Origin of the sequence: Nocardia sp. NBC_00416 (assembly GCF_036032445.1) — a bacterium.
Classification (GTDB): domain Bacteria; phylum Actinomycetota; class Actinomycetes; order Mycobacteriales; family Mycobacteriaceae; genus Nocardia.
Map to the genome: position 1 here is coordinate 1,668,334 of NZ_CP107932.1, position 25,761 is coordinate 1,694,094.

Here is a 25,761-nt window from a genome sequence, read left to right on the forward strand (position 1 = left end):
GCCCGCGGCCCACCTCGATAGGGTCGTAGCGTGCGGCAGCGGATCATCGTGGACGTGGACACCGGAGTGGACGACTCTCTGGCCCTGCTCTATCTCCTCGCCAGCCCCGAGGCAGAGATAGCGGGTATCGCCTCCACCGCCGGCAACGTGCCCGCGGCACAGGTCGCGATCAACAATTTGGCCTGGCTCGACCTTGCCGGAGCGCCGGAGATCGAGGTCGCGCTCGGTGCGGCGGATCCCCTGGAGATTCCGCTGCGCACCACCGAGGACACCCACGGGCCGCACGGGGTCGGCTACGCCGAACTCCCGGCCCCCACGCGATCGATATCGTCGCGCACCGCGGCCCGGATGTGGGTGGACCTGGCCCGGCAGCAGCCGGGAGAGCTGATCGGACTGTGCACCGGACCGCTCACCAACCTCGCCCTGGCATTGCGCGAGGAACCAGAACTCCCTCGGCTGCTGCGCCGGCTCGTGGTCATGGGCGGGGCGTTCAACCACCCCGGGAACACGACACCGACCAACGAGTGGAATATCCACGTCGATCCCGAGGCCGCGAAAATCGTCTTCGACGCGTTCTCCGCCGCCCCGGCGGATCGCCGCCCGATCGTCTGCCCACTCGATATCACCGAATCCATCGAGATGCGGCCCGCCCACCTGGTCCGGCTGGCCGAACGCGCCGGCAGTCGTCCGATCGAGACGGTGTCCCCCGCGGATCCGCCCCGGGCCCGGTCCGCGGCGAGCAATCCGATCATCAAGCAGCTGACCGACGCGGTCCGCTTCTATTTCGATTTCCACGACGGCTACGACCTCGGCTACCTCGCCCATATGCACGACCCGTTCGCCGCGGCCGTCGCCCTCGACCCGACGCTGGCCCGCACCCGGCCCGCGACCGTGGACGTCGAGCTGGCCGGGACTCTCACCCGCGCCACGACCGTCGCCGACTGGGCGGGGATGTGGGGGCGAGCACCCAATGCCGATATCGTCGTCGGCACCGATCCGGGCGAATTCTTCGATCGCATGATCGCCCGGATCGGCGACTATGCCCGTGCCCGGTATCCCGGCGAACTTCGCGGCGATGTCGTCACCCCGCCACGCTGACCGGCCGACCGACTCGTCGAGGAGTACGAATGTGAGCACCTCCGCAGAATCCGAGGTTCCGGCCGACGAGGCGTATCTGGCGGAGTTCCGGACGCGGCTGGGGTTGCCCGGGATGATCGACGTACACACCCATTTCATGCCGCACCAGGTGCTGCGCAAGGTCTGGGCGTACTTCGACGACGCCGGGCCGCTGACCGGCCGGCCGTGGCCCATCACCTACCGTGACGAGGAATCGGTGCGGCTGGATACCCTGCGCCGCTTCGGGATTCGCGCCTTCACCGCACTGGTGTATCCACACCGGCCGGATATGGCGGCCTGGCTCAACGAGTGGACCGCGAAATTCGCCGCCGACGTTCCCGAGTGCCTGCACACCGCGACCTTCTTCCCCGAACCGGGTGCCGCCGAATACGTTCCGGCCGCAGTGGATCAGGGCGCCCGGGTCTTCAAATCACATATCCAGGTCGGCGCGTACGACCCCCGGGACCCGTTGCTGGATCCGGTCTGGGGCGTCCTCCAGGATGCGGGCGTGCCCACCGTGATCCACTGCGGTTCCGGCCCGGCGCCCGGCGCGTTCACCGGGCCCGGCCCGATCGCCGCGGTGCTCCGGCGGTTCCCGCGATTGCCGCTGATCGTGGCGCATATGGGCATGCCGGAGTACCAGGAATTCCTCGACCTCGCCGACCGCTATCCGGGGGTACGGCTGGACACCACCATGGCGTTCACCGATTTCGCCGAGGCCGATATCCCGTTCCCCATGGCCGGCCGGCAGCGCCTGACCGACCACGGCGATCGGATCCTGTTCGGCAGCGATTTCCCGAACATCCCCTACCCGTACCGCCATGCGGTGCACGCGCTGGAACGACTCGACCTCGGCGACGAGTGGCTGAGGCGGGTCTGCTACCACAACGCAGCCGGCCTGTTCGGTCTCGCCTGACCTCTCGACCAGGGCCGAACCGCACGGGAGAAGGCGGTCCCGGCCACCGCTGCTGGGCACTAGCTGTTGCGGGACATGAGGTTGTCGGCGCCTGAGTAGGTCGTCGACTCATCGCAGCGAGCGCCGGAAGGTTGCGGTGCTCCTGGACGTTGGCTGCTGGTATGAAGATCGGCGAGGCTTCCAAGTTCAGCGGTGTGAGTGCGCGGTCGTTGCGGCACTACGAGGACGAGGGCTTGATCGTCCCTGGGCGTTTCAGCAATGGGTTCCGTGACTACTGCCAGTCCACGATCGACCGGGTGCTCGTCATCCGCTCGCTGCTGGAGTCCGGGCTGTCCGTGCGGTTGATCAGGGAGATTCTGCCCGGCCTCACCGACGGATCCGATACCGGCACCGAATTGGTGTGCGCGGAGTTCCTGCACGAGGTGCAGGGTTATCGCGACCGGCTCGCTGCTCGCATCGCCCTTCTCAGCGACCAGCAAGCGGCACTCGATGCCTACCTGCGAGAGGCCCGCGGTACTGATCGCTGACAGCGACTTGACCTTGACGTAAGTGTGAGGTTCCTACGTTCGGTGCATGGAGATCAACAAGCAGCAGCACACCGCCGAGCAGACCGTTCGAGCACTGGTCCAGCGATCGAACCGGGGACCGAAGGATCTGACTCTGGCAACGGATCACCGCCGCCCTACCCCGGGGCCCGGCGAGTACCTGATCCGCGTCGGCGCCGCCGGGGTGAACTTCGCCGATGTCATGCAGACCCATGGCACCTACGGAGGAGGCCCGCAAGCACCCTATGTGGCGGGCTTCGAGGGAGCCGGCGAGATCGTGGAGATCAGCCCGGACGTCGAGAATCCGCTGCCGCTCGGCACCCACGTCGTCGGAGCCGGCCCGGGCGCCTTCGCGCAGTACATGACTATGCCGGCCGCGGGTGCGCTTCCCGTGCCATCCGGCTGGAGCGACGCCGAAGCCCTGGGCCTGGTCCTGAACTGGGCTACCGCCTTGGCGGCTCTGAAGCCGCTGGGCGAGATCAAGACGGGCGAGGTGGTGCTCGTTCATGCCGCGGCCGGCGGCGTCGGGCAGGCTGCCGTCCGCCTCGCCCGCCACTACGGCGCACGCGTGATCGCCGCGGCCTCACCGGAGAAGCACAACACCGTCAAAGCCCTCGGCGCCGACGAGGTGCTGGACAGCCGCCGCCCCGACCTGGCTGCGGAGATCACCCGCCTGACCGGCGGGGTCGACTTGGTCCTGGAATCGGTGGGCCAGGCCACGTTCGCGGCCAGCCTGTCGGTTACCAAGCCCTTCACCGGACGCATCGTCGTATTCGGAGCCGCTTCCGGTGACGCCGATCTGACGACACACGACCTGGTCTTCACCCATCAGGTTCAGATCAAAGGCCTGCACATCGGCGCGATGGCGGTCGCGGCCCCGTCCATCTACCAGTCGTTGCTCGTCGAGATCGAGGCTCTCATCGCCCACGGCGTCTACCCGCCCGGCACCCCACGCGTGCATCCTTTGGCCGAAGGACCGGCGGTGCTCCAGCAACTGGAAGCGGGCCAGACCCGGGGCAAGCTTGCCCTCGATCCCTGGCACTAGGAACGCCATTTCATCGATCCCCACGGCGACCTCAACCGGGAACCGCAGAAGGTCACCGCTCGCCGTCCGGGACACAGGGTCCACATCGAACCGAGCCAGGGCCTGGTTCGCAGCCCACGGCATCGTCGGGATCGAACGCATCGTCACGGACGACGGCGCCTGCTACCGCGCCGGCACGTTCGCCCGGGCCATGCTCGAGGCGCGACACCAGCGCATCACGCCGTACACGCCTCGCCACCACGGCGAGGTGGAGCGCTACAACCGGATCATCGCCGAAGAGTTCCTCTGCGTCCGTTGCTGGGCCTCGGAGGATCAACGCCGAGATGCCCTCGGCGTCTGGAACATCCACTACAACTACCACCGGCCCCACGGTGCAGCTGGAGGCCAACCGCCGGCCCGGCGACTACGCGCAGGCGTAACCAACGTCTTGGCCTCATACAACTAGCGACTCGCACTCCCCTCCGGCGTGACGATCTGTTCCGGCGTCTCGGTGCCGACCCAGCGGGTCAGCGCCGAACGCAATTCGGACGACTCCTCACGAGTGGGCGGCGATCCGGTCGCCCACGCCACCCGGCCGTCGGGGCGTATCAGCAGCGCGGTCGCCGCGGTGTCCTCGGTCCGGGCCACGACCACCGCGACCCGGCTCGGAAGATCGTGCAGCGCCGCGGCCCATGCCCCCTCGCCCCCGAGGTCCACGAGCAACGGCCGACTGTCCCGGAGCAGTTCGGCCAACCGCACGGTTTCGTGTGCGGTGCGCAGCGTGAGGTCCGGGGCGCTGTAACCGACGAGCGGATGCGGGTCCGGGAGGCCCATGTCGTAACGCACATCGGTACCGGCGATCAACGCGGCCACCCGCCCGACCGCGGATTCGTCGGCGAGTAACTCACCGAACACCACCCGCAGCGCGCTGACATCCTCACCGGGTGCGAGCAGCGCGGACTGAGCGCGGGCGGCCAGTTCCGTCCGTGTCGCCGCGTGCCGCCGCTCCAGGTCGTAACTGTCGAGCAGCCCCGGGGGCGCCCCGCCGGCTATCGCCGCGGCCAGACGCCAGCCGAGTTCCACCGCGTCGGTCAACCCCACGTTCAGCCCCGGCCCACCGCCGCCGGTGTACACATGCGCCGCGTCGCCGAGTAGGAACACCGGCCCGTCGCGGAAACGTTGCGCCACCCTGGTATGGCCACCGCGCAGCCGCCGCAGCAGATGCGGTCCCGATCCGTCCGGCTCCCCGAGCGGGAACTCGACGCCGAGTACACGGGCGATACTGGCCCGCATCTCACCCAGTGTCATCGCTTCCTCGGTCGGCGGCTCGTCCCACTCCATGGTGGCGAGCATCGGCGCACGGCCGGGGAACGGGGCATAGGTGAAGCCGCCGCGCTCGGTGCGCAGCGGCAGGAACGGCCGGATCGCGCCGAATCCGGGCACGTCGAGTTCACCGGAGGCCGGATTCACCCAGTCGGCCGGAATCGAGGCGTGGACAGTACGCGCGGTCGTCCGGTCGTAACCGATGCCGGGAAAGGGGATGCCGCGCTGTTTCCGGACGACACTGTGCGCCCCATCGGCACCCGCGAGGTAGCGGGCGCGGGCGGAGCCCGTCGGTCCGGTGATCTCGACCGTGACCCCGCCGGTGTCGGTGTCCACGGCCACGACCTCGCAGCCCCGGCGGATCTCGATACCCAGCTCGGTCGCGTATTCGGTGAGCACCGAGACTATTTCGCGCTGGGGAACCGCCAGGGTGTACACCGGCCCGTCGTCGAGCAGGCTCAGATCCAGCGCGAGTCCGCCGAACATGAAGTAGCGGTCGTTCGGCCGCGGCGGACCCGATGTGCCGCTGAGGCGCTCGAACAGGCCGCGCCGGTCCATCAGCGGCACAACATGCCCCACCAACCCGTTGGCCTTGGGTTCGGTAGCGGGTTCGGGCAGGCGTTCGAGAACGAGCGGACGTATCCCGGCCCGGCCCAGTTCGCAGGCCAGCAGCAGGCCCACCGGGCCCGCCCCGACGATGATCACGTCGTAGCGCATCTCAGCTCCCGGTGGTCGGTACGGGCAGACCAGCAGCGACCTGGGTCAGCGCGCAGCGCAGCACATCCGAGATCGGTTCGGGCGGGCGCGTGGCAAGGGACTGCTCTGTGGCCACCGCGCAGGCCGCCCCCACGACCGCCGCCACCAGCTTCGGATACAGGTTCAGGGTGGCGTCCGCACCGATCCTGGCGGCGACGGCCGCGGCCAGTTCCCGTTGGGCGAGCGCGTCGGCTTCCAGTACGGCTCCGCGGACGGCGGGTTCGGCGAGGATCTGCCCGATGGTTTCGGCCCAGCGGGTATCGGCGGCCCGACCCGCTTGCGCACCGCTGTCGTCCTGTCCCAGCCCGAATCCACCGAGAACGGATGCGGTGAGCGACTCCCACAGCGGTTCGTCCGCCGGGCGGGCACGCACCTGCCGCGCGATCTCCCGCATCCGATCCAGGTGCCGCGACGCCACCGCTTCGGCCTTGCTGCCGAAATAGTTGCGGAACGTTCGGTCGGAAACACCGACCGCCGCCGCGATGTCCTCGACCGTGACCTCGTCCCAGCCCTTGTCGACCGCGAGCCGGATCGTGGCGAGGCTCAGCGCGAGGCGGGTCTCGCGTTTCTTGCGTTCCCGGAGCCCGGGTTCGGCATCATCCATGCGAACCAGCGTACATATATTTTCCGGATTGGAAATAATTCCTTGCCGGAAACTTTTTTCAGCTGTCGAAGGCGTCCAGCAGTTTCCCCGCGGCGAGGGCCGCGGTGAGCGTCCCGTCGCGGACCTCACGCTCCACCTGTCCCCGGATCGCCTTCACCGCGGGATTATCGGCGAGCCGGCGCAGCAGCTGATCGTGCACCATGGTCCAGGTCCAATCGACCTGTTGCCGACGGCGCTTCTCATCGAACTCGCCCGCGTCCGTGAGCACCCGCCGATGCTCCAGCACGGTCTGCCAGAACTTCTCCAGGCCGATTCCTTCCAGCCCGCTCATGGTGAGTACCGGCGGCCGCCACAGCGCATCGTGCGGGTGGATCAACCGCAACGCGCCGGACAGCTCCCGGGCCGCCGATTTCGCCTCGATCTCGTGCCTGCCGTCGGCCTTGTTCACCGCCACCAGATCGGCGAGCTCGAGCACGCCCTTCTTGATGCCCTGCAACTGGTCGCCGGTCCGGGCGAGAGTGAGGAAACAGAAGACGTCGACCATGTTCGCGACGGTCACCTCGGACTGTCCGACACCGACGGTCTCCACCAGGATCACGTCGTAACCGGCCGCTTCGAGCAGCACGATGGTCTCGCGCGTCGCCTTCGCCACCCCGCCCAGCGTCCCCGCGGTGGGCGACGGACGGATGAACGCGTTCGGCTCCACCGACAACCGCGCCATCCGGGTCTTGTCGCCGAGGATCGAACCACCGGTACGGGTGGAGGACGGATCCACCGCCAGGACCGCGACCCGATGCCCCTGTTCGATCAGTCGCATCCCCAGGGAATCGATGAACGTCGACTTCCCGACCCCGGGCACCCCGGTGATTCCCACCCGATTCGACAGTGCCGCACCGGCTTCCGGAGTCAGTCGCAGCAGCAGTTGCTGGGCCTGATCCCGATGGTCGGAACGAGTCGATTCGACCAGGGTGATGGCCCGCGCCAAGGCGGCCCGCTCGCCCGAGCGGACCGCCTCCGCGGTGGCTTCCACGTCGATGACACGTGTGCTCATCCCTGGGTGTCGACCCCGGATTCGGCGTCACCGGAACCGAGCTCGTGCCCGAGCGCGGCGCCGAGCTTGCGCAGCAGATCGATCGCGGCGTCCGCGATCACCGTGCCCGGCGGGAAGATCGCCGCGGCGCCCGCCTCGTACAGCTCGTCGAAATCACCGGGCGGAATGACCCCGCCGACGATGACCATGATGTCGGGCCGGCCGACATCGGCCAGTGCCTGCCGCAGTGCGGGCACCAGCGTGAGATGACCGGCGGCCAGCGAGGACACTCCGACGACGTGCACGTCGTTGTCCGCCGCCTGCCGAGCCACCTCTTCGGGGGTCTGGAACAGCGGGCCCACATCGACGTCGAACCCGAGATCGGCGAAGGCCGTGGCGATCACCTTCTGGCCGCGGTCGTGACCGTCCTGGCCCATCTTCGCGACCAGGATGCGGGGTCGCCGCCCCTCGGCCTCGGCGAATTCGGCCACCAGGTCTCCGGCGGTGGTGATGTTGGTGACCTTGCCGGCCTCATCGCGATACACACCGGACAGGGTACGGATCTCGGCCTGATGGCGGCCGTAGACCTTCTCCAGGGCGTCGGAGATCTCGCCGACGGTGGCCTTGGCGCGCGCCGCGTCGATGGCCAGCGCCAGCAGGTTGTTCGCCATGCCACCGTCAGACGAGGCGGCCGCCCTGGACAATTCGGCCAGGGCACGTTCCACGGCGCCGGAATCCCGGTCGGCGCGCAGCTGCCGCAGCTTCTCGAGCTGTTCGGTGCGCACCCGCGAATTCTCGACCTTGAGGACCTCGACCTCGTGATCCTCCTCCGCCTGGTACTTGTTCACGCCGATCACCGGCTGCTGGCCGGTATCGATACGTGCCTGGGTACGGGCGGCGGCCTCCTCGATGCGCAGCTTGGGAATCCCCTCGCCGATGGCCTGCGCCATTCCGCCGTGCGCTTCGACCTCGGCGATATGGGCGCGGGCGCGTTCGGCCAGCTGATGGGTCAGCCATTCGACGTAGTACGAACCGCCCCACGGATCGACCGGGCGCGTGGTGTTGGACTCCTGCTGGATGAGCAGCTGGGTGTTACGCGCGATCCGGGCCGAGAAGTCGGTCGGCAGCGCGAGCGCCTCGTCGAGGGCGTTGGTGTGCAGCGACTGGGTGTGCCCCTGGGTCGCGGCCATCGCCTCGATACACGTGCGGGCCACATTGTTGTAGGCGTCCTGCGCGGTCAGCGACCAGCCGGAGGTCTGCGAATGGGTTCGCAGCGAAAGCGACTTCGGATTCTTCGGGTCGAATTTCGCAACCAGTTCGCTCCACAGCAGCCGGCCCGCCCGGAGCTTGGCGACCTCCATGAAGAAGTTCATCCCGATCGCCCAGAAGAACGACAGCCGGGGCGCGAACTTGTCGATCTCCATCCCGGCGTCGATCCCGGCCCGCAGGTATTCCACGCCGTCGGCGAGGGTGTAGGCCAGTTCCAGATCGGCGGTCGCGCCGGCTTCCTGGATGTGATAGCCGGAGATGGAGATCGAGTTGAACTTCGGCATCTTCGCGCTGGTGTAGGCGAAGATATCGGAGATGATCCGCATCGAGGGCTTCGGCGGATAGATATAGGTGTTGCGGACCATGAACTCCTTCAGAATATCGTTCTGAATCGTTCCGGCCAGCTGTTCGGGCGCCACGCCCTGCTCTTCGGCGGCCACGACGTAGAGCGCCAGGATCGGCAGCACCGCGCCGTTCATGGTCATCGAGACGCTGACCTGGTCCAGCGGGATCTGGTCGAAGAGCTGGCGCATATCGAGGATGGAGTCGATGGCGACGCCGGCCATTCCGACGTCGCCCTGCACCCGGGGATGATCCGAGTCGTAGCCGCGGTGGGTGGCCAGGTCGAACGCCACCGACAGACCCTTCTGGCCTGCCTGCAGATTACGGCGGTAGAAGGCGTTGGAATCCGCGGCGGTGGAGAAACCCGCGTATTGGCGGATAGTCCACGGCTGGTTCACATACATCGTCGGATAGGGGCCGCGCACGAAGGGTGCGACACCCGGGACGCTGTCCAGCGGGAAACCGGCCGCCGCCACCGCGTCACGGTCGGACTTGGTGAAGACGGGCGGCACCTCGATGCCTTCGGGCGTCGACCACACCAATTGTTCGGGCGCGTAGTCGTTGGCCGCGGCCGACGCCGCGACGAACGCGTCCTTCGCGGTGCCGTCGGCCGATTCCGGGGTGAACCCCGGCTCGGTGAGCGGCACCTCGGCGAAATTGCCGACCACCTGCTCGATTCGCTGTGTCGTCATCAGGCTCCCACCTTCTCCAGCAGGGCGGTCAGGGCGGCGACCGCGTCGATCCGGGCCGCCAGGAACCCGTCCGGACGCCGGGCCTCCTCGATACCGGTCAGGACCTTTTCCGGCCCGGCCAGCAGGACGGTCCCGACTCCCGCGTTCCGCAGTTGTTCCACGGCACCCGCCGCGTCGGTGCCGTACCGGGCGTCGGTGCCGCACAGCACCGCGATAGAGGCACCGGATTCCTTCGCCGCGGCCGCGATCTCGTACTCGGCGAGCGGCCCGGGGTTGATCGATTCGATACCGCCGGAAGCGAGCAGATTGGCGATGAAGGTGACCCGCACATTGTGTTCGGCGACTGTGCCCAGCGGCACCAGCATCGCCTGCGGGCGCGTGCCGTGCGCCGCCAGATAGGCGTCCGACCGGTCCCGCAGTGCGTCGAACGCCGCGCCGTAGCGCTGTCCCGGTCCCGCCGCGCGGGCCGCTTCCGACAGCGGCGACTCGGCGAGGTTCGGGAATTCGTTCACACCGGTGACCGCGGTCCGCCGGTGGGCGATATCGCTTTCCCGCCGGGTACGGGTCGCGCCGATCGTCGTGGCCAGCAGACCGGAGTCCTGGGCCGCCCGGTAGCCACCGGCGGCCTCGATCTCCTGCATGAACGTCCACGCGGCCCCGGCGAGGTCGGCGGTGAGCTGTTCGACGTACCAGGAACCCGCGCCCGGGTCCTGCACATGGCCGAGATGGGATTCCTCGAGCAACAGCAGCTGGGTATTGCGGGCCATCCGTTCCGAGAACGAGGCCGAGACTCCGAGTTCACCCGCGGGCAGCGCGGAATCGAACGGCAACACGGTCACGGTATCCGCGCCACCGACTCCGGCCCCGAACGCGGCCAGGGTGGTGCGCAGCAGGTTCACCCAGGGATCGCGCCGGCTCATCATGGCCGCCGAGGTCACCGCGTGCTGCGGGGCCGCGCCCTCCGACGGCGTGCCGCAGACGTGCGCGACCCGCGCCCAGAGCCGCCGGGCGGCCCGGAACTTGGCAAGCGTGGCGAACTGGTCGTCGGTGGCGGCGAACCGGAACTCCAGCTGGCGCAACGCCTCGGGGACCGGCATCTCCCCGGACAGCACACGCAGGTACTCGAGGCCCGCCGCGACAGCGGCGCCCAGCTCCTGGGCGTCCGAGGCGCCCGCGTCGTGGAAGACGGTGCCGTCCACGGTGATCGCGCGGACGGTCTCCGGCCGCTGCCCCGCCGCGACGGCGAGAGCCGCGGTCGCGGTGATGTCCAGATCATCGGATCCGGCGAAGGCACTGGTGAGCGGAGCCGCGCCGAGGGAGAGCCGGATCGCAGCCCGGTCAGGCGTCGCGTACCGGTCGATCACCTCGTAGACGGCGGCCGCGGCTGCGGCGGTCGACGTTCCCGCCCGCAAGGTCAACGGCGCGAGTTCGAACATCACGCCGTCGAGCGCGGTGGCCAGATCACCCACCGGGATACCGTGATCGCCGATTCCGAGCTCGACGGCGCCGAGGCCGTTCTCCAACCCGCTCAGGAGCTCGCGATTGGCGTCTGCGGCGGCGGCCGAGCCGATCCGGGCGTTGACGAACCAGCCGCGGTGCACATCCCGGGTGGCCGCCACGCCCCGGACGAACGGGTAGGCGCCGGGCAGCGGCTGTTCGGGCAGTTCGTCCCGCCGTGTGTACAGCGGCGCGATGGTCAGCCCGTCATAGGTGGACTGTTCCAGCAGTTTTTCGGGTTCCTCGCCGAGTTCGGCCGGCTCGACCCGGCGGGCCTTGGCCAGCACACCCGCCACACCCTTGCGCCAGGCGGGATATTCGGGCACCGCGGACGAGGACGGATCAGCCCCGGCCGCGGGCTCTGCAGCAATCGGCATACCCTGTTCCCTCATTGTCGTTCCAGTACAAGCGCACCAGCTGTGCACGCGTGTACCTTGGTATCCGCCCAGCTCAGCGAATACTTTGGTTAACGAGCATTCAGCTCGCTCCTCCGATGCTAGCGGGATGGCCGTACGGGTTTACCCGTGGCCACCACTACCAGCGAGTAACCTCCGCCGGGCGGCGGTCCGCCGGGCCCCGCGCCGTCGCTCGTCCCCGGCACCGGCCGGGCTCGTCCGGCAGGCGACCGGTAACCTCGCCCGGTGCTCCGTATGCTTCGCGACCGGCGGCTGGTCCTTGTTCTGTGCGGTGCCGCGATCGTCTGCGCGGCGGCGCTGCTGACCCCGCTGCCGAGCCCCCAGCAGATCCAGGAATGGGCCGGGGCGGCCGGGCCCTACTTCCCGATCCTGTTCTTCCTCGCACACACCCTGATCACAATCTTCCCTGTCCCGCGCACCGTGTTCACCGTTGCTTCGGGGCTGCTCTTCGGCCCCGTCGTCGGACTGGCGGTGGCCCTCACGGCGACCGTGCTCAGCGCCGCCGCCGCTTTCCTCCTCGTCCGCACTTTCGGCCGTGATCGCGTCAGCGCTCACCTCGACCATCCCACCGTGCGGATGGTCGACGAGCGGCTGCACCGGCGCGGGTGGCTCGCCGTGGGAGCGCTACGGCTCATCGCCTTCGCGCCGTTCTCGGTGGTGAACTATTCCTGCGCCCTGTCCTCGATCAGGTTCTGGCCGTACCTGGGCGCCACCGCCGTCGGGATCCTGCCCGGCACGGCGGCGACGGTGATCCTGGCCGACGCGCTGACCGGTGGCACCCACCCGGTCACCGTGGCGGTCTCGATCGCGTGCATAGCCGCGGGCCTGCTGGGCCTGCTCATCGACCAGCGCTGGAACCCGGCGGGACAGAGCCCGGCTGCCGTGGTCGAGGAGAGCACCGTGCTCGACCGGGACCCCGTACTCGACTGATCCCCCACCCAGGCGGCCACGCCACGCCACCGTCATTGCTGACCGATAGCCGACACGATCCTCGTTACCATCTTCGTGACCGGGAGTGCCGCGCAGTCATGGCGTTATCGGGGTAGCCGGGAAGCGCCACCGGATAGCTGAGGGGTCGTGTGCATGCGGATTGCCGTGCGGACGTTGTGCACCTGCTGGGCCGTGCTGGCCGTGGTCGCCCCGTCGGCGGGGACGGGCGCCGCGCAACCCGCCGGCCCGGCCGGACAATCGTCCGGGGCGCCGTCGACCGAATTCTCCGGCCGCGATCTGGGTCTCGGCGAGCAGATCGTCCTGCGCGGCGACGACGATCAGGTGGACCTCACGATCCCGGTTCCGCCGGGGACGGCGCCCACCCGACTCACCGCGGCCGTCGATCTGCCCGCCGATCTGGCGCGCGGCACGATCGATATCGAATCCGGTAACCGGTTCATCGGTCATGCCGATCTGCCCGGCGGCGCCGCCACGCGAGTTCCGGTCACCGTGCCGCTGGACGGAGCCGACGTCGAGGAGCAGGCGGCCGCGGTGGTCCTGCACGTGAACCTGTATCCGGATGTGGGCCGCTGCCCGGACGACTGGTTCGACCACGGCGCGGTGCTGCGCGATATCCGCATCGGATACTCCGGCACACCGCTGGCCCCCACCGTGATCGCGGATTTCCTGCCGCCGATCCTGCAGGAACTGCGGATCTATGTCCCGGAATCACCGACCGACGTCGAATCGACCGCCGCGCTGTCGTTGTCCACCGCGATCGTGGCCTACTACGGCAGTCAACCGGTCCGGGTGAGCCTGCGCAGACTGGGGATCGACGGGGCGATCACCGAAGCGGACAACGCGTTCGCCCGGTCGGTCGCCATCCGGGCCACCGGCGATACCGAAACGACGCTGGTCCCGGCCGCCGGGCCGCCCGCACTGCTGGTCACCGGTACGGGCACCGCCCTCCTCGACCAGATCCGGCTGATCACCAGCCGGGTCTCGGAGTTCGCGGTCGGCAGCCGGGCCGTCGCGGGGTCGCTGGATCAACCGCCGGTACTGGCGCCCGACACCACCACACTGGGACAACTCGGCGCCGGCGACCTCAGCGCCAGTTCACATGCCCAGGTCAGCGTTTCGTTCGAACTCGACCAGTCCCGGCTCGGCCGGCCCTCCGGCGATATCCGGGTAAAGCTGCAGGGTCACTACACGCCGCTACCGCCGAGCCAGGCCGGGTTGCTGACCGTCACCGCGGGCGACCGCGAAGTCGCGAACTGGGCCGCCGAACCGTCGGGGCAGATCGACCGCTGGATCGATATCCCCGACGACGTCCTACAGCGCGCCACGACAGTGACCGTCACGCTCCGCACCACCGGCGATACCGGACGCTGTGGCACCGACCAGCCGCTCACGCTCACGCTCCTGCCCGGCAGCGAGGTCACCAGCGAAGCGGATCCAGGTGGTCCGCCGCGCGGGTTCCAGGCACTGCCGCAAGGGCTGCTTCCGATGTTCGACGTCGCCGCCGCCACCGGCGACTTCGACGATCTCGATCGAGCGGTCGCCATCGCGGCGGGTTTGCAGTCGCTCACCTCGACCCGGCTCGATCCGCGCTGGACACCCCTGCCCGACGCGGTCTCGAACAACCGGCCCGCCGTGCTCGTCCTGGCCGACGGGGAGATACCCGCGGGCATCGCCCCGCCGCTGAGCAAGACCGACGACACCCGTATCGCGGTGACCGACCACGACGGGACCACCACCCCACTGCAACTCTCCCCCGATCTGCGATTCGCCTCGCTGCAGAGCTATTACGACGGCGACCGGCAGTTGCTCGTCGCCACCAGCAACGCCGGACCCGGCGAACTCGATCGCACACTGGACCGGCTGGCCGCCGAACCCGACGGCTGGTACTCGCTGTCGGGCGATGTCCTGTTCACCGCCGTCGGCCGAGACCCCGTCGACTACGCCCTGCCCTCCGACACAGCGCAATCGAGCACGGACGCGGGGATATCGGCAACGATGCGCACCCTGCTGATCGCGGCGGGAGTGCTCGTGGCCGTCGGCCTCGTCGCGGCACTGTGGATCGCCGCTCGCGGCTTCCGCCCGGCGAACCGACGCTGAACACCATGCTGTGCGGCACGGCGGACCCGACCACCCGTGTCACGGTCCGCTGGCTGGTGCTGGTCGCATTCACCGGGCTCGCGTTCGGGCGCACCCTGGTCGACATCTGGATCGGCGCGAGCGAGGGCACCTCGATCGGGTACCTTTTCGCCCTGCCGTTGCTCGCGGCGGCCCTCGTGCTCGGCGTTCGGCGACGCGATAAGCCGGTACTGCCGATCCACGACCGGGAAACCGATGTCATCGTCGGACTCATCGGTCTGGTGGTGGCACTGTTCGTACAGCGACTGCTGCTCCCCCGTTACGCGCCGTTCTACGAGTTGTTCCACTTCGACGTGCTCGCGCTGACCCTGTTCGTGTTGTCGGGGGCCGTCCTGCTCTTCGGCGTGCGGGCCACCCTGCGCTACTGGGAAGTCTGGGTGTTGTTCCTGGTGGTCAACCCGATCACCTACCGGCTCATCGCCGTCGCGCTGGGCGGCGGCCAGGTCGCTTACGCGTTCGTCATGATCGTGGCATCCGCGGTCGCCCTGGCCTACGGATTCCATATCGGAAAGCCGCGGGTGGCCGCGGTAGCCGCGCTGGCCGTGTTCGTCGACACCGCCGTAGTGGCCGCGGTCGGCCAGTGGTATCCGAATCTACGTATCTCGCTGGTCACGGCCGGTGTGGTGGCGCTGTCGGCGCTGGTGGTGTGCGGCTGCGCGGTGATCCTGCACGAACCGCTGCCGCCGCGGGGTTCCGCGCCCCGCGTCGGCGGGGGCCCGGACAACCCGTGGTACGCGCTGGCCGTGCTCGCCGTCGCGACGCTGATCATCGCGATATCGCCGATGCCGCCCATGACGAGTGACGCGATCGCCGCGGGACCGGCTTACCAGGGTCCGACCGGTCTCGTGGTCCCGCCCGGCTGGCGCCAGACCGACCTGCAGAACCTGGACTGGCCGGTCCACTATTTCCACACCGAATCCACCTTCCTGCGCCAGACCATCCGCACCCTCGAGCCCAACCCCCGCTGGGACACCCTCGACCGCAATCGCACGGCCCAGATCGATCTCCTCACCGTGCGTTACGGCGCCGCCCTCGATGTCACGCCCACCCTCATCACCTACGACCTGCGGTATGCCCGGGTCAGCAATCCGCCGCGATCGGTCGACCTCGGCCGCGGCCTCACCGGGACCATGTACTCGGTCGTCGACGAGCGCATTCACCTCACCTGGAACTACCTCACCTTCACCTGGCGCCGCGACGGCGACCATATCCAGCGCGTCACGGTGATGACCGTCGACAACCACGAACCCGACGCCTACTTCCTACCGCCGGAACCCTCCGTGGCGGGTACGGCGTCGGCGATGATCGCCCTGCTCGCGCGCGGCGTCTCGGCGGTCACCGATACCGATCCGGATTTCAAGGACGCGGACCTGCTCGAAACGCTGGGCCGGCAACTGGTGGAGGTGCAGCCGTGGTGAACGACGATCCCTCGGATCGGCCGGACCTGGTCGCGGCCGCGCTGCACGACGCCGTGCACGGCCTGCGCGAGCGCCGGCCCGAGGCCTCCGCGGCGACGGTGGTGGTGCCCTGGCAACGCCGGGTGCTGATCGGGCTGCTGGCCGCGCTGGTCGTGGGCGCAGTGTTCGCCCGGACTCCGACACTGGTCGCGATCACCGTGGTGTGCACTGCCGCCTACGTGTGGACCCTGGTCGATCGCCTCATCCTGTTCTTGCGCGGCCTCGACGGCCGCAGCATCGTCGGTGTCACCGACGCCGAAGCCGAAGCGGCCACCGGCGATGTCCTGCCGCACTACACGATTCTCGTCCCCGCCTTCCACGAACCGGAAGTGATCGCGACGGTGATCGAGAACCTGGCGGCGCTCCGGTATCCGGCGGACAAACTCCAGATACTTCTCCTGCTCGAGGCAGACGACGACGCCACCATCGCCGCCGCCCGGGCCGTCGACGCACCGGAATCACTGCGGATCATCGAGGTGCCGCCCGCCGACCCCCGGACGAAACCGAAGGCGTGCAACTTCGGCCTGCATTTCGCCACCGGCGACATCGTCACCATCTACGACGCCGAGGACCGGCCCGACCCGCTGCAGTTGCGCCGCGCCGCGGTCGTCTTCGACCGACTGCCCGCCGACACCGCGTGTATCCAGGCGCGGCTGGCGTTCCACAACGGCGGCCAGAACCTGCTCACCGCCTGGTTCACCGCGGATTACGCGCTGTGGTTCGGCTTCGTGCTGCCCGGTCTGATGCGCGGGAACGCGCCGATTCCGTTGGGCGGCACCTCGAATCATCTGCGCCGCGACGTTCTCGACGAGATCGGCGCCTGGGACCCGTTCAATGTCACCGAGGACGCCGATCTAGGAGTCCGTATCGCCGAGAGCGGATATCACACGGCAGTGCTGGACTCGGTCACCTGGGAGGAGGCCAACAGCGATCCGGTCAACTGGATACGCCAACGTTCACGGTGGTACAAGGGCTATCTGCAGACCTGGCTGGTGCATATGCGCCGCCCGGTCCAGCTGTGGCGGACGCTGGGTCCGGTCGGCTTCTCGCGTTTCACGACCCTGATGGCCGGGACCCCGCTCATCGCCTGTCTCAACATGCTGTTCTGGCTGATCACCCTGGCCTGGCTGCTCGGCCAACCGCAGGCGGTGCAGGAGCAGTTCCCCGCCTACGTGTACTTCCCCGCCCTGTTCTGCCTCGTATTCGGCAATACGGCGGTGTTGTACATGAATCTGGTCGCCTGCCGGGAGAGCCGCCTGACCGTTCTGCTGCCGGCCGCGCTCACCGCACCGCTGTACTGGGTGTTGATGAGTGTCGCCGCGATCAAGGGCACCTACCAGCTGATCAGCAAACCGTCGTACTGGGAGAAGACCTTCCACGGGCTGCCCGGCGCCGCGGAACCGGAAGCGACGGGCGCGGCGCGATGAGGACGGCCCGGTGGTTGTTCGCCCTCGCCACCGTCGGCTACCTGGCCGCCGGTCTGTATCTGGCGATCGAACCCCACTACATTCTCGGTGATTCGCTGAGCCGGGTGTCCGCCGCCCGCAGTGTGCTGTTCAGCCGCGATCCGCACCTGGCGGCCATCGGATTCATCTTCACCCCGCTGACGACGGTCATCCAGCTACCGGTCGTATTACTCAGCCACTGGTGGCCGGTGCTGACTGCGTGGAACATTTCCGGTGTGCTCATGTCGGCGCCGTTCATGGCCGGCGCGGTGATCCAGATCCGCGGCATCTGCCTCGACCGCGGAGTACCGATCTGGCTGGTGTGGGTGCTGACCGCGCTCTTCGCGCTGAACCCGATGGTGATCTTCTACGCCGCCAACGGGATGAGCGAAGCGCCGTTCGTCTTCCTGCTGTGCTGGACCGCCCGCCGGTTGATCCGCTGGCTGCACACCGACGACGTCCACGATCTGTGCGTCGCCGGCATCGCCCTGGCCCTGGCGTATCTGACCCGCTACGACGCACTGCCTGCCGCAGCCGGAGTCACGGTCTTCGTGGCTGTCGTGACCTGGCTGCGGGCGCGCGACCGGCGCCGCGACCGGGTCACCGATACCGCGATGGACGCGCTCCTGGTCGCGGCGCCCACCGGGGTCGTGTTCGTGGTGTGGACGGTGACCAGCTGGCTGATCACCGGTGAACCCTTCCAGCAGTTCACGTCGAACTACGGCAACACCAGCATCATCGAACAGAGCGGCGGCGACGGGTCGACCATCGGCCCGCTCTACGGATTGGTCTTCTCGATCAGCGAGATCATGGTGCTCGGGCCCGCGTTGCCGATTCTGATACCTATCGCGCTGGCGCTGGCATGGCAACGGCGCGATCCAGAAGTACTGGCGACGGGCGTCGTATTCGGCGCGGTGCTGGTGTTCGCGACCCGCAATTACATGACCGGAACGACCTTTCCGTTCCTTCGCTTCTACATGAGCGCGATACCGCTGATGATCGTGCTGGCCTGCCAGCTCGTACCGGTCCGCGGCGAGGTCCCCGCTCGACGGCCGGGACGGCACCGCCGACCGCGGGTCACCGCGCCCGGCGCACGGCTGGCCCCGGCGGTGTTCGCCACCGCAGTGGTGCTGGTGACCCCGGTGATCACCGGGGCGCTGATGATGTCACCGACGCTGTCGGTCCAGCAGTACGCGCTCCAGGAGATCGTGTTCCCCGACCCCGACGACACCTCGGCCACCCGCTCCGAGGAACGGCGGATCATTGCCTCGTTCCATACCGAACGCGAACTGGCGCAGTATCTGGACACGCTGGGTCTGCCGGACTCGTCGGTACTGATGGACACGGTGTACGGCTTCGCCGTGTTCACGGCGGCCGACCGGCCGCGCACCTACATCATCCCGTCCGACCAGGATTTCATCACCATCCTCAACGACCCCGCCGCACACGGGGTCCGGTACATCCTGGCCGTCCCGAACAGCGGGCGCGGCTCCTCCGACGCGATCAATGTGCGCTACCCCACGCTCTACGAGACCGGCGCCGAGATCGCCGCCCTCGAGCTCGAGATCCCCAACGACGGAGACGATCAACCGACCTGGCGGCTCTACCGCGTGCTCTCGTGACCGGCTCACGGATCACACCGGGTCGGTTCCGGTGGCGTCGCGCACCGCGACCGGCCAGTGGTCGAGATCCGGTGGTTCGCTCACGCCGCGGATCGTCGCGGCCCGCGCGAGATACTCACTCACATAGGCCGTACCCGGATCACGACGGCCCGCCTCGGCCAGCCAACTGTGGGCGCGGCGCAGCACCTCTGGAGCTCCGGGCGCCCCGTCACCGCCGAGGACCAGGTCGCCGTGCTCGGGCGCGATCAGGACGGCGGCGCCGAGATGCTGCAGGCAGCGGCCGATACCGTTGTCATCGGCCAGATCCCGGTAACTCGTCAACGCCCGCTGCCAGCAGCGCAGGGCTGCTCGCGGCTCGCCACGGGCCCAGTAGACGGCGCCCGCGAGTTCGTGCACCCGGGCCCATCCGTCGATGTCTTCGTCGTCGAGGGCGCGCAACGCGGCCAACTCCAGCCGATCCTGGGCCGCGTCCAGTCGCCCCTGGTGGATATGCGCCACCGCGAGGTCGGCCAGCACCCGCACCTGGTTCGCCAGATCCTCGCGCGGCAATCGCCAATAGGCCGCCCGCAACCGGTCCACGGCGGCGGCCAGCGCCTCGGGCGTGGTCGCGGTATCGAGCAGCCGCAGACCCGCGCCGTGTTCGGCGCGGGCGCGCACACCCGTGGCCCGCCGCCACGGCCGCTGCCACCGGGACGGCGAGCCGGTGAGCCGGCCCGCCCGCAGCAGGACGGCCGTCTGATGGCCGCCGAGCGCATCAGGGCCGAGCTCGGCCAGATCCCTGGCCACCGCACGTGTTTCACCGCCCTCCGCGCGGCTGACGGCGTACCAGATGTCGAGTGCGTCCCCGATTCGGACCAACTGGGCGGCGGTGGCAGGTGGGATCGCATGCGCGATACCGTCGCGGCAGCACCGGCGCACCAGTGCCCGCAGCCGCGGCTCCGCCGCGATGAACCAGCGGCGGGCGCGTGGAGCGGACGGAACAGTTGTCGCTCCGGCGGCCCAGCTGGCGGCCCGATCCGCGTTGTGACACAACAGCGCGAACAGCGCCGCCTGCCATACGGCGCCGGCGATCACCACCTCCCGGCCGGGCGACACCGGAACCCGCGCGAGCCGATAGCGCTGCGGCTGGTGGCACACCAGCACCCCGGCCGCCACCAGCCGGGCCAGCAGATCGGACGCGGTCCACCGTTCCCCCAGCGCGATCGTCTGATCCCCGGACGGCGGCGGCTCCGGCGCGAGCGCCTGCTCCATTCCCACCGCGGTGGCGATCGCGTACACCGTCGCGGCGTCGTACTCGGTGACCGGCAGTTCGCGCAGCGCAGCGGCCACCGGATCGCCGGCGAGACCGGGGTCGCGCTGCGGTGGCGGCGGGGGTGGCGGCGGCGTGACCGGCTCGGTGAGCGCGGGCCCGTCCAGGTCGGCGAGCAACATCCGGCGGCGCGCGAGCCGAGCCCGGGACCGTCGCTCGGCAGTCAGGCGGTACCCGGTGTAGACGACGGCCAGCACGATGACGGCCACCGACAGCCAGCGCAGGCCGGAGGCCAGCAGCTGCACCTCCGCGCCGTCGCCGAACGAGTTCATGACCAGGTTGCGGCCCAGTTCCAGGAGCAGCGCCGAAGCCAGCACCGACAGCCCACTGAGTACCCCCGAGACCGTGGACGTCCGTGGCAGCGGTTCCCTCATCGCAGCACCCCGCCGGTCAGTCCGGGCACGATCCAGCGCCGCCAGGTCGCCAGCACCAGTGCCACCGGCAGCAATGCGGCGATGAGCGCTCCGGCCGCCAGCTGGGCCGCGTTCTCACCGAACTGCCGTGCCTCACCCCAGAGCAGCAACGACCACGGCGACGCGCCGGCCCCGCTGATCAGCAACCCGACGATGAAATCGTTCCACACCTGCACGAATTCGAGCACGGCGACCGCGACCAGCGCCGGGCCCGCCGAGCCGAGCAGCCGGCGGCTGATGGTCCCCGGCGCAGCCAGCCCGCGCAGCGCGTCCGCGGCCGGACTGCCCGGCGGTGCGGCCACCGCGCCTCGCAGGATCAGCACCGCGATCGGCAGGCCCGCCGCGGCATGCGCCAGCACCAGCGGCACCCGGGTCCCGGACAGGCCGTGGTCGTCGATGAACGTATCGAGCGGCCCCAGGTAGGCCTGCACCGGCAGCACCGCGAGCACCACCAGCGCGGTCACCAGCGCCCGCGTCGGCCACCCGGCGGGCGCCACGGCGAGCCGGTAGGCCAGGGGCGCGGCCGCTGCCACCACGATGATCGTGGCCAGTACCGCCACCCAGAACGTGGCCTCGACGGAATGCAGCAGCCACCGGTCGCGCCACACATCGGTGAACGCGGCGGCCGACCACCCGTCCGGGCCGCGAAACGCCACCACCGCGAGCACCACCAGCGGAATCACCGCGGCGACCGATATCGCGGCGATCACCGCGCTCAGGGCGTAGGCCGCGACGGTGCTGCCCGGGGGTGCGACGGGCCCGCCGTCACCAGGATGCTCGGCGGGCGGGAAACCGGCGCGGCGGTCACGGAAATCGCTCTGCAGCGCCCAGGCGGCCACCCCGAGGAGCACAGCCAGCGGCAGAGCGTAGGCGGCCGCCTCGCCGGCGGTGGCGGGGTCGGTGGCCAGCCGCCACCAGGACACGGTAGCGCTGTCCACCTGGTACTGGACCGAACCCGGCACCCCGATCAGCACCACATCGAATACGCGGGCCGCGGCCACGCCCACCACCAGCCCGGCCACCAGGACGATCGGCCGCTGCAGGGTGAACAGCCGCCAGAACAGGGTGATCCCGGGCTTCTCCTGGAGCCGGGTCCAGCGGACCGGGTCACGTTCGAGGGCCCGGATCCCCGCGCGGAACACCCCGATCAGGAAACCCAGCCAGGTCCACAGGAACGCCGAACCGAGCATCACCACGAACCACGACCGGTATCCGGGGAAAGCGTCGAAACCCAGCCGCGCCCCGGAATACTGGAAAATCAGCCGGAACGCCACACCGGATACGAGAGCCGAGATACCGAACGGCACGATCAGCGGCAACCACAGTCCGCGGGTCCGGCGACTCCACCAGGCCAGCAGCATCGCGGCGACCAGCAGCGCGGCGGCGAACGCCATCCAGTACAGACTGCGCGCGTACGATTCGTCCGACCAGTACAGGATCCCGAGCGCGATCACCGCCACCAGCCCGGGCACCCCCCACAGGCCCCGGTGCGCACCCCGCCGCGCCGATTCCACCGCGACCACGAACGCTACGGCCGCCACCGCGCAGCCGACCACCGGCCACAAGCGCGTCCGTACCGCCAGGCCGACGGTCAGTCCGGCGGGTACCAGCAGCAGCGTCAGCAAAAGGGTCGCGGGCAGGCACGCGATCAGGGTGATGCCCCGCGACGGCGGGCGGCCGGGTACCAGTGGCCCGCGCATCCGCCCGGTGGGCAATTCCAGTTTCAGCCCGTGCGCCTCGAATTCCGGTACCGGCGTGCTCATCTCCACCCTCTCTCGAACCGGCTCAGCGTCCCGACGGCGGTATCGGTCGCAATGCCCACATCACCGCCCCGGTCACCGACGGTGATCAGGAATTCGGTGAGTACCCGCCACAGCCCGTCCCGGCCTCCGACGGCCCCGAGCCGGTCCGACAGATCGAAATCCGGCCACTCGGCCAGTGCCTCGGCGGTCGGCGCCGACCACGACGAATAGTGGGCGCGAGTGCGCAGGTTGGGGCCGAGGAAGCCGCCCACCTGCTCGATCCACGGCACCGGGGCTTGGTCGGCCGCGAGCGCGGCGACGACCGCTTCCGCGCGCGGTCCCGCCGATCGAGTCAGCACCATGACGTCCCCGCCGACGATGCGCGGGTTCTCCCGGTCCGGCTCCGCCCTCGGGAACGGCACGACCGCGGCCGCCTCTTCGGCGCGTCCCAGCCGGCGCAGCGCGTCCCGCACCACCGGCTCCGCGAAATCCGGGGCGGCCACCGCCAGCGCCCGCCGGTGCTCGAAGACATCGCGTACCGCGTCGGCGAACTGCCGCGTCAGCGCCGTGCCCACCCCGCCGGGCAGCCCGGATCGGATACCCCATAGGCCGCCGAGTTGTTCGAAGGTCGCGCGGACCGGCCCGACATCCCAGTTCCGGATCCCGGAGCCCAGTTCGCGATACACCGCCGGAGATTGCGCCAGCAACAGGTTCTCGAACAGATCGGTCAGCACCCAACCGTCGGCGGCGCCGAGCGCGAGCAACCGCCGCGGCGACGCCGCGCATTCGCGGACCCCGGCGAGCCAGTCGGGCACGGTCCACTGCGCCGGATCGCCCAGCCCGGACCGGCCGATCGCCTCCCGGTCGTACCAGACCAGCGACTTACCACTCGCTTTGAAGGGCACGCCGTAGAGGCGGCCCTGGTAGTAGCACAGTTCCCGCCACTGCTCGGCGTAGCGGACACCGCCCGGATCGGACCACAGCGTGTCGGGCACCTCCCGCAACCGGCCCTGCGCGACCAACCCCCGGACCTGACCGGCTTGGGGGAGCATCACGATATCGGGCGCCGACCGTCCCCGCGCCGTGAGCGCCGTCCCGATCTCGTCGCCCAGCGGCACCACCTCGATCGCTTCCGGCAGCGCGGTGGCCTCGAGGACCGACCGGAATGCCGCCAGTTCGAGTCCGCTCCAGGCGACCGCGATTCGCACCGCGTCGCGTTCGCCCAGCAGCACATCCGGTGAGCAGGCCACCAGCAGCGGCACAACCGCCGCCGTCTGGAGTACCGCACGACGTGTTCTCACGAGGCCCCGATGCAGTTGTCCGGCAGAGGGTTTCGATTATGTCCCAGACGCCGGCCGAACGCGGGCTGTTCGCGGAACCCGCGGCACCGGCGCTCGCACCGGGGCCCGGGTCAGAACTCGGTCACGGCTGATTCGGCGGCCGATACTGCTGCTCGTGTTGATACGGCGGTGATACGCGGGCTGCTGGGGAGCGGACCGGCTACGCGGGCGGCTGCGGCGGCAACGCGGGCGGAGCGGAATCCTGAGCCGGTTTTGTGGTCGTGACCGGCGCCGCGGTGTCGATGGGGGTCCGGGCGACCGATTCCGCGGCGCGCACCGCCCGTTCCACCGCTGGGTCCGTACTCGTATCGAACCAATCGGCCACCTCGTCGGAATCGTCCTCCGGCTTACCCGGCGTCTCCTCGTCGGCGGGCGGCGCGTACCGGAAGACCCCGTCCTCGCCCTGGGTCGCGAAATTTTTCGCGAAACCCTCCAGCGCCTTTCCGAAATCGCTGGGCACCAGCCACACCTTGTTCGCGTCACCACGCGCCACCATGGGCAGGGTCTGCATGTACTGGTAGGCGAGCAGTTCCGGGGTGGGTTTCCCGGATTTGATCGCGGCGAAGACCTTCTCGATGGCCTTGGCCTGCCCCTGCGCCTGCAGGTAGGAGGCGGCGCGTTCACCCTGAGCCCGCAGGATCCGGCTCTGCCGCTCGCCCTCGGCCGACAGGATCGCCGACTGTTTGGCGCCCTCGGCGGACAGGATCTGCGCCTGTTTGGCGCCCTCCGCGGTTTTGATCTGCGATTCCCGGGTGCCCTCCGCGTTCAGGATCATGGCGCGCTTCTCGCGGTCGGCCTTCATCTGCTTCTCCATCGACTCCTGGATCGACGGCGGCGGGTCGATGGATTTGAGCTCGACCCGCGCCACCCGCAGACCCCAGCGCCCGGTGGCTTCGTCGAGCACGCCGCGCAGCTGGCTGTTGATCTGATCGCGGGAGGTCAGCGTCTCCTCCAGCGTCATCCCGCCTACCACATTGCGCAACGTGGTGACCGTGAGCTGCTCGACGGCGGCGATGTAGTTGGAGATCTCGTAGACCGCGGCCTGCGGCTGCATCACCTGGAAGTACACCACCGAATCGATCTGCAGGGTCAGATTGTCCTGGGTGATCACCGGTTGCGGCGGGAAGGAGACCACCCGCTCCCGCAGATCGACCTTGGCGCGGATCCGGTCGGCGAAGGGGATCAGGAAGGTCAGCTGTCCCGATGCCGTCCGCGAATATCGGCCGAGCCGTTCGATCACCGCGGCCTCGGCCTGCGGCACCAGTGCGATGGATTTGAACACCACCACCGCCACCAGCAGTACCAGTGCGATGACGATAATCAATGCAGCCATTACGGCCCTTTCCAGACGACAGCGGTCGCCCCGTCGATCTTCATCACGTACACGGTCGCCCCCTCCGGGTACTCCTCACCCGGATCCAGGGCACGCGCGGTCCACACCTCACCACTCAATTTCACCAGGCCGCCGTGTTCACCCACCGGTTCCAGTACCAGGGCGGTCTTGCCGGGGAGTGCGTCCGCGTTGGTCAACGTCGGCGGCGGAGTTCCGAAGCGCCGCAACAGGACCGGTCGCACACCCAGCAGCAGCACCACCGCCGACACAGCGAACACCACCGCGTCGACCACCGGCGCGGTACCGGCGAGAAAACTCACCCCCGCGGTGAAGAGCGCGGCGGAACCGAGCATCAGGAGAGTCAGTTCACCGACGAACATCTCGGCCGCCGCCAGGAGAACACCGGCGACCAACCAGACAATTGCGGCCACACGCCCACCCTAGCCGGATCGCCCAGTTCGCGGGGACGGACCGGCGACACCC

General features: G+C 69.3%; 19 protein-coding genes and 1 pseudogene. 10 read left to right on the top strand and 10 right to left on the bottom strand.

Annotation, left to right across the window (positions count from 1 at the left end; translation table 11 throughout):
• The first annotated feature begins 30 nt into the window (after positions 1-30).
• From OG804_RS07405 to OG804_RS07425, 5 genes and pseudogenes are all read left to right on the top strand, one after another.
• Positions 31-1,098, top strand: a complete 1,068-nt coding sequence (locus OG804_RS07405) for a nucleoside hydrolase (protein WP_328395231.1) — start codon at positions 31-33, stop codon at positions 1,096-1,098.
• 112 nt (positions 1,099-1,210) lie between these two features.
• The gene (locus OG804_RS07410) at positions 1,211-2,032 is read left to right on the top strand and encodes an amidohydrolase family protein (protein WP_328398279.1); all 822 of its coding nucleotides are present in this window, start codon (positions 1,211-1,213) and stop codon (positions 2,030-2,032) included.
• 161 nt (positions 2,033-2,193) lie between these two features.
• A complete protein-coding gene (locus tag OG804_RS07415; RefSeq protein WP_328395233.1) occupies positions 2,194-2,559 on the top strand; it encodes a MerR family transcriptional regulator in 366 nt (121 codons plus the stop codon).
• Positions 2,560-2,605: 46 nt separating this feature from the next.
• Complete coding sequence (locus OG804_RS07420; protein WP_328395235.1) at positions 2,606-3,622, top strand: NADPH:quinone oxidoreductase family protein; 1,017 nt, start codon at positions 2,606-2,608, stop codon at positions 3,620-3,622.
• 91 nt (positions 3,623-3,713) lie between these two features.
• Positions 3,714-4,067 (top strand): annotated as a pseudogene (locus tag OG804_RS07425) (integrase core domain-containing protein); the annotation flags it as partial.
• Here OG804_RS07425 and OG804_RS07430 read toward each other — a convergent pair.
• Genes OG804_RS07430 through OG804_RS07450 form a run of 5 tightly spaced genes read right to left on the bottom strand, consistent with a single transcriptional unit; the run spans position 4,064 to position 11,491 of the window.
• On the bottom strand, positions 4,064-5,641 hold the full coding sequence (locus OG804_RS07430) for an FAD-dependent monooxygenase (protein WP_328395237.1): 1,578 nt from the start codon (positions 5,639-5,641) through the stop codon (positions 4,064-4,066). The pseudogene OG804_RS07425 and the gene OG804_RS07430 overlap by 4 nt on opposite strands.
• 1 nt (position 5,642) lies before the next feature.
• Complete coding sequence (locus OG804_RS07435) at positions 5,643-6,284, bottom strand: TetR/AcrR family transcriptional regulator (protein ID WP_328395239.1); 642 nt, start codon at positions 6,282-6,284, stop codon at positions 5,643-5,645.
• Positions 6,285-6,342: 58 nt separating this feature from the next.
• Positions 6,343-7,335, bottom strand: coding sequence for a methylmalonyl Co-A mutase-associated GTPase MeaB (meaB, locus tag OG804_RS07440; protein WP_328395241.1), 993 nt, complete (start codon positions 7,333-7,335; stop codon positions 6,343-6,345).
• Entirely contained in the window at positions 7,332-9,617 is a 2,286-nt protein-coding gene (scpA, locus tag OG804_RS07445; protein ID WP_328395243.1) for a methylmalonyl-CoA mutase, read from the bottom strand. Before scpA ends, meaB begins: the two co-directional genes overlap by 4 nt.
• Positions 9,617-11,491 (bottom strand): methylmalonyl-CoA mutase family protein, encoded by a 1,875-nt coding sequence (locus OG804_RS07450; protein WP_328395245.1) that lies wholly within the window; start codon positions 11,489-11,491, stop codon positions 9,617-9,619. The genes scpA and OG804_RS07450 overlap by 1 nt, the downstream gene beginning before the upstream one ends.
• Before the next feature lie 264 nt (positions 11,492-11,755).
• Here OG804_RS07450 and OG804_RS07455 point away from each other — a divergent pair, with 264 nt between their 5' ends.
• From OG804_RS07455 to OG804_RS07475, 5 genes are all read left to right on the top strand, one after another.
• Positions 11,756-12,460 (top strand): TVP38/TMEM64 family protein, encoded by a 705-nt coding sequence (locus tag OG804_RS07455; RefSeq protein WP_328395247.1) that lies wholly within the window; start codon positions 11,756-11,758, stop codon positions 12,458-12,460.
• A gap of 153 nt (positions 12,461-12,613) precedes the next feature.
• Positions 12,614-14,578 carry a hypothetical protein gene (locus OG804_RS07460; RefSeq protein ID WP_328395249.1) on the top strand — a complete coding sequence of 655 codons (1,965 nt, stop codon included), beginning with the start codon at positions 12,614-12,616 and terminating at the stop codon, positions 14,576-14,578.
• 5 nt (positions 14,579-14,583) lie between these two features.
• Entirely contained in the window at positions 14,584-16,035 is a 1,452-nt protein-coding gene (locus OG804_RS07465) for a hypothetical protein (RefSeq protein ID WP_328395251.1), read from the top strand.
• Complete coding sequence (locus OG804_RS07470) at positions 16,029-17,501, top strand: glycosyltransferase (RefSeq protein WP_442941763.1); 1,473 nt, start codon at positions 16,029-16,031, stop codon at positions 17,499-17,501. The genes OG804_RS07465 and OG804_RS07470 overlap by 7 nt, the downstream gene beginning before the upstream one ends.
• Positions 17,498-19,141, top strand: a complete 1,644-nt coding sequence (locus OG804_RS07475) for an ABC transporter (protein WP_328395255.1) — start codon at positions 17,498-17,500, stop codon at positions 19,139-19,141. Before OG804_RS07470 ends, OG804_RS07475 begins: the two co-directional genes overlap by 4 nt.
• A gap of 12 nt (positions 19,142-19,153) precedes the next feature.
• Here the strand turns inward: OG804_RS07475 and OG804_RS07480 are convergent, their stop codons facing one another.
• The 5 genes from OG804_RS07480 to OG804_RS07500 form a co-directional block, all read right to left on the bottom strand.
• Positions 19,154-20,824 carry a tetratricopeptide repeat protein gene (locus OG804_RS07480; RefSeq protein ID WP_328395257.1) on the bottom strand — a complete coding sequence of 557 codons (1,671 nt, stop codon included), beginning with the start codon at positions 20,822-20,824 and terminating at the stop codon, positions 19,154-19,156.
• Positions 20,821-22,626: a hypothetical protein gene (locus tag OG804_RS07485; RefSeq protein WP_328395259.1), complete on the bottom strand. Its 1,806-nt coding sequence runs from the start codon at positions 22,624-22,626 to the stop codon at positions 20,821-20,823. The genes OG804_RS07480 and OG804_RS07485 overlap by 4 nt, the downstream gene beginning before the upstream one ends.
• Positions 22,623-23,906 carry an ABC transporter substrate-binding protein gene (locus OG804_RS07490; protein WP_328395261.1) on the bottom strand — a complete coding sequence of 428 codons (1,284 nt, stop codon included), beginning with the start codon at positions 23,904-23,906 and terminating at the stop codon, positions 22,623-22,625. The genes OG804_RS07485 and OG804_RS07490 overlap by 4 nt, the downstream gene beginning before the upstream one ends.
• Before the next feature lie 199 nt (positions 23,907-24,105).
• Positions 24,106-25,278, bottom strand: coding sequence for an SPFH domain-containing protein (locus OG804_RS07495; protein ID WP_328395263.1), 1,173 nt, complete (start codon positions 25,276-25,278; stop codon positions 24,106-24,108).
• Positions 25,278-25,709, bottom strand: coding sequence for an NfeD family protein (locus tag OG804_RS07500; RefSeq protein WP_328395265.1), 432 nt, complete (start codon positions 25,707-25,709; stop codon positions 25,278-25,280). The genes OG804_RS07495 and OG804_RS07500 overlap by 1 nt, the downstream gene beginning before the upstream one ends.
• Between the last annotated feature and the right edge of the window lie 52 nt (positions 25,710-25,761).

Bases quoted from the DNA above. Each gene is read 5' to 3' on its own strand.
- meaB (WP_328395241.1), bottom strand. From the start codon at position 7,335: ATGAGCACACGTGTCATCGACGTGGAAGCCACCGCGGAGGCGGTCCGC.
- scpA (WP_328395243.1), bottom strand. From the start codon at position 9,617: ATGACGACACAGCGAATCGAGCAGGTGGTCGGCAATTTCGCCGAGGTG.
- OG804_RS07430 (WP_328395237.1), bottom strand. From the start codon at position 5,641: ATGCGCTACGACGTGATCATCGTCGGGGCGGGCCCGGTGGGCCTGCTG.
- OG804_RS07495 (WP_328395263.1), bottom strand. From the start codon at position 25,278: ATGGCTGCATTGATTATCGTCATCGCACTGGTACTGCTGGTGGCGGTG.
- OG804_RS07460 (WP_328395249.1), top strand. From the start codon at position 12,614: ATGCGGATTGCCGTGCGGACGTTGTGCACCTGCTGGGCCGTGCTGGCC.
- OG804_RS07465 (WP_328395251.1), top strand. From the start codon at position 14,584: ATGCTGTGCGGCACGGCGGACCCGACCACCCGTGTCACGGTCCGCTGG.
- OG804_RS07435 (WP_328395239.1), bottom strand. From the start codon at position 6,284: ATGGATGATGCCGAACCCGGGCTCCGGGAACGCAAGAAACGCGAGACC.
- OG804_RS07410 (WP_328398279.1), top strand. From the start codon at position 1,211: ATGATCGACGTACACACCCATTTCATGCCGCACCAGGTGCTGCGCAAG.
- OG804_RS07415 (WP_328395233.1), top strand. From the start codon at position 2,194: ATGAAGATCGGCGAGGCTTCCAAGTTCAGCGGTGTGAGTGCGCGGTCG.
- OG804_RS07420 (WP_328395235.1), top strand. From the start codon at position 2,606: ATGGAGATCAACAAGCAGCAGCACACCGCCGAGCAGACCGTTCGAGCA.
- OG804_RS07485 (WP_328395259.1), bottom strand. From the start codon at position 22,626: ATGAGCACGCCGGTACCGGAATTCGAGGCGCACGGGCTGAAACTGGAA.
- OG804_RS07480 (WP_328395257.1), bottom strand. From the start codon at position 20,824: ATGAGGGAACCGCTGCCACGGACGTCCACGGTCTCGGGGGTACTCAGT.
- OG804_RS07450 (WP_328395245.1), bottom strand. From the start codon at position 11,491: ATGCCGATTGCTGCAGAGCCCGCGGCCGGGGCTGATCCGTCCTCGTCC.
- OG804_RS07475 (WP_328395255.1), top strand. From the start codon at position 17,498: ATGAGGACGGCCCGGTGGTTGTTCGCCCTCGCCACCGTCGGCTACCTG.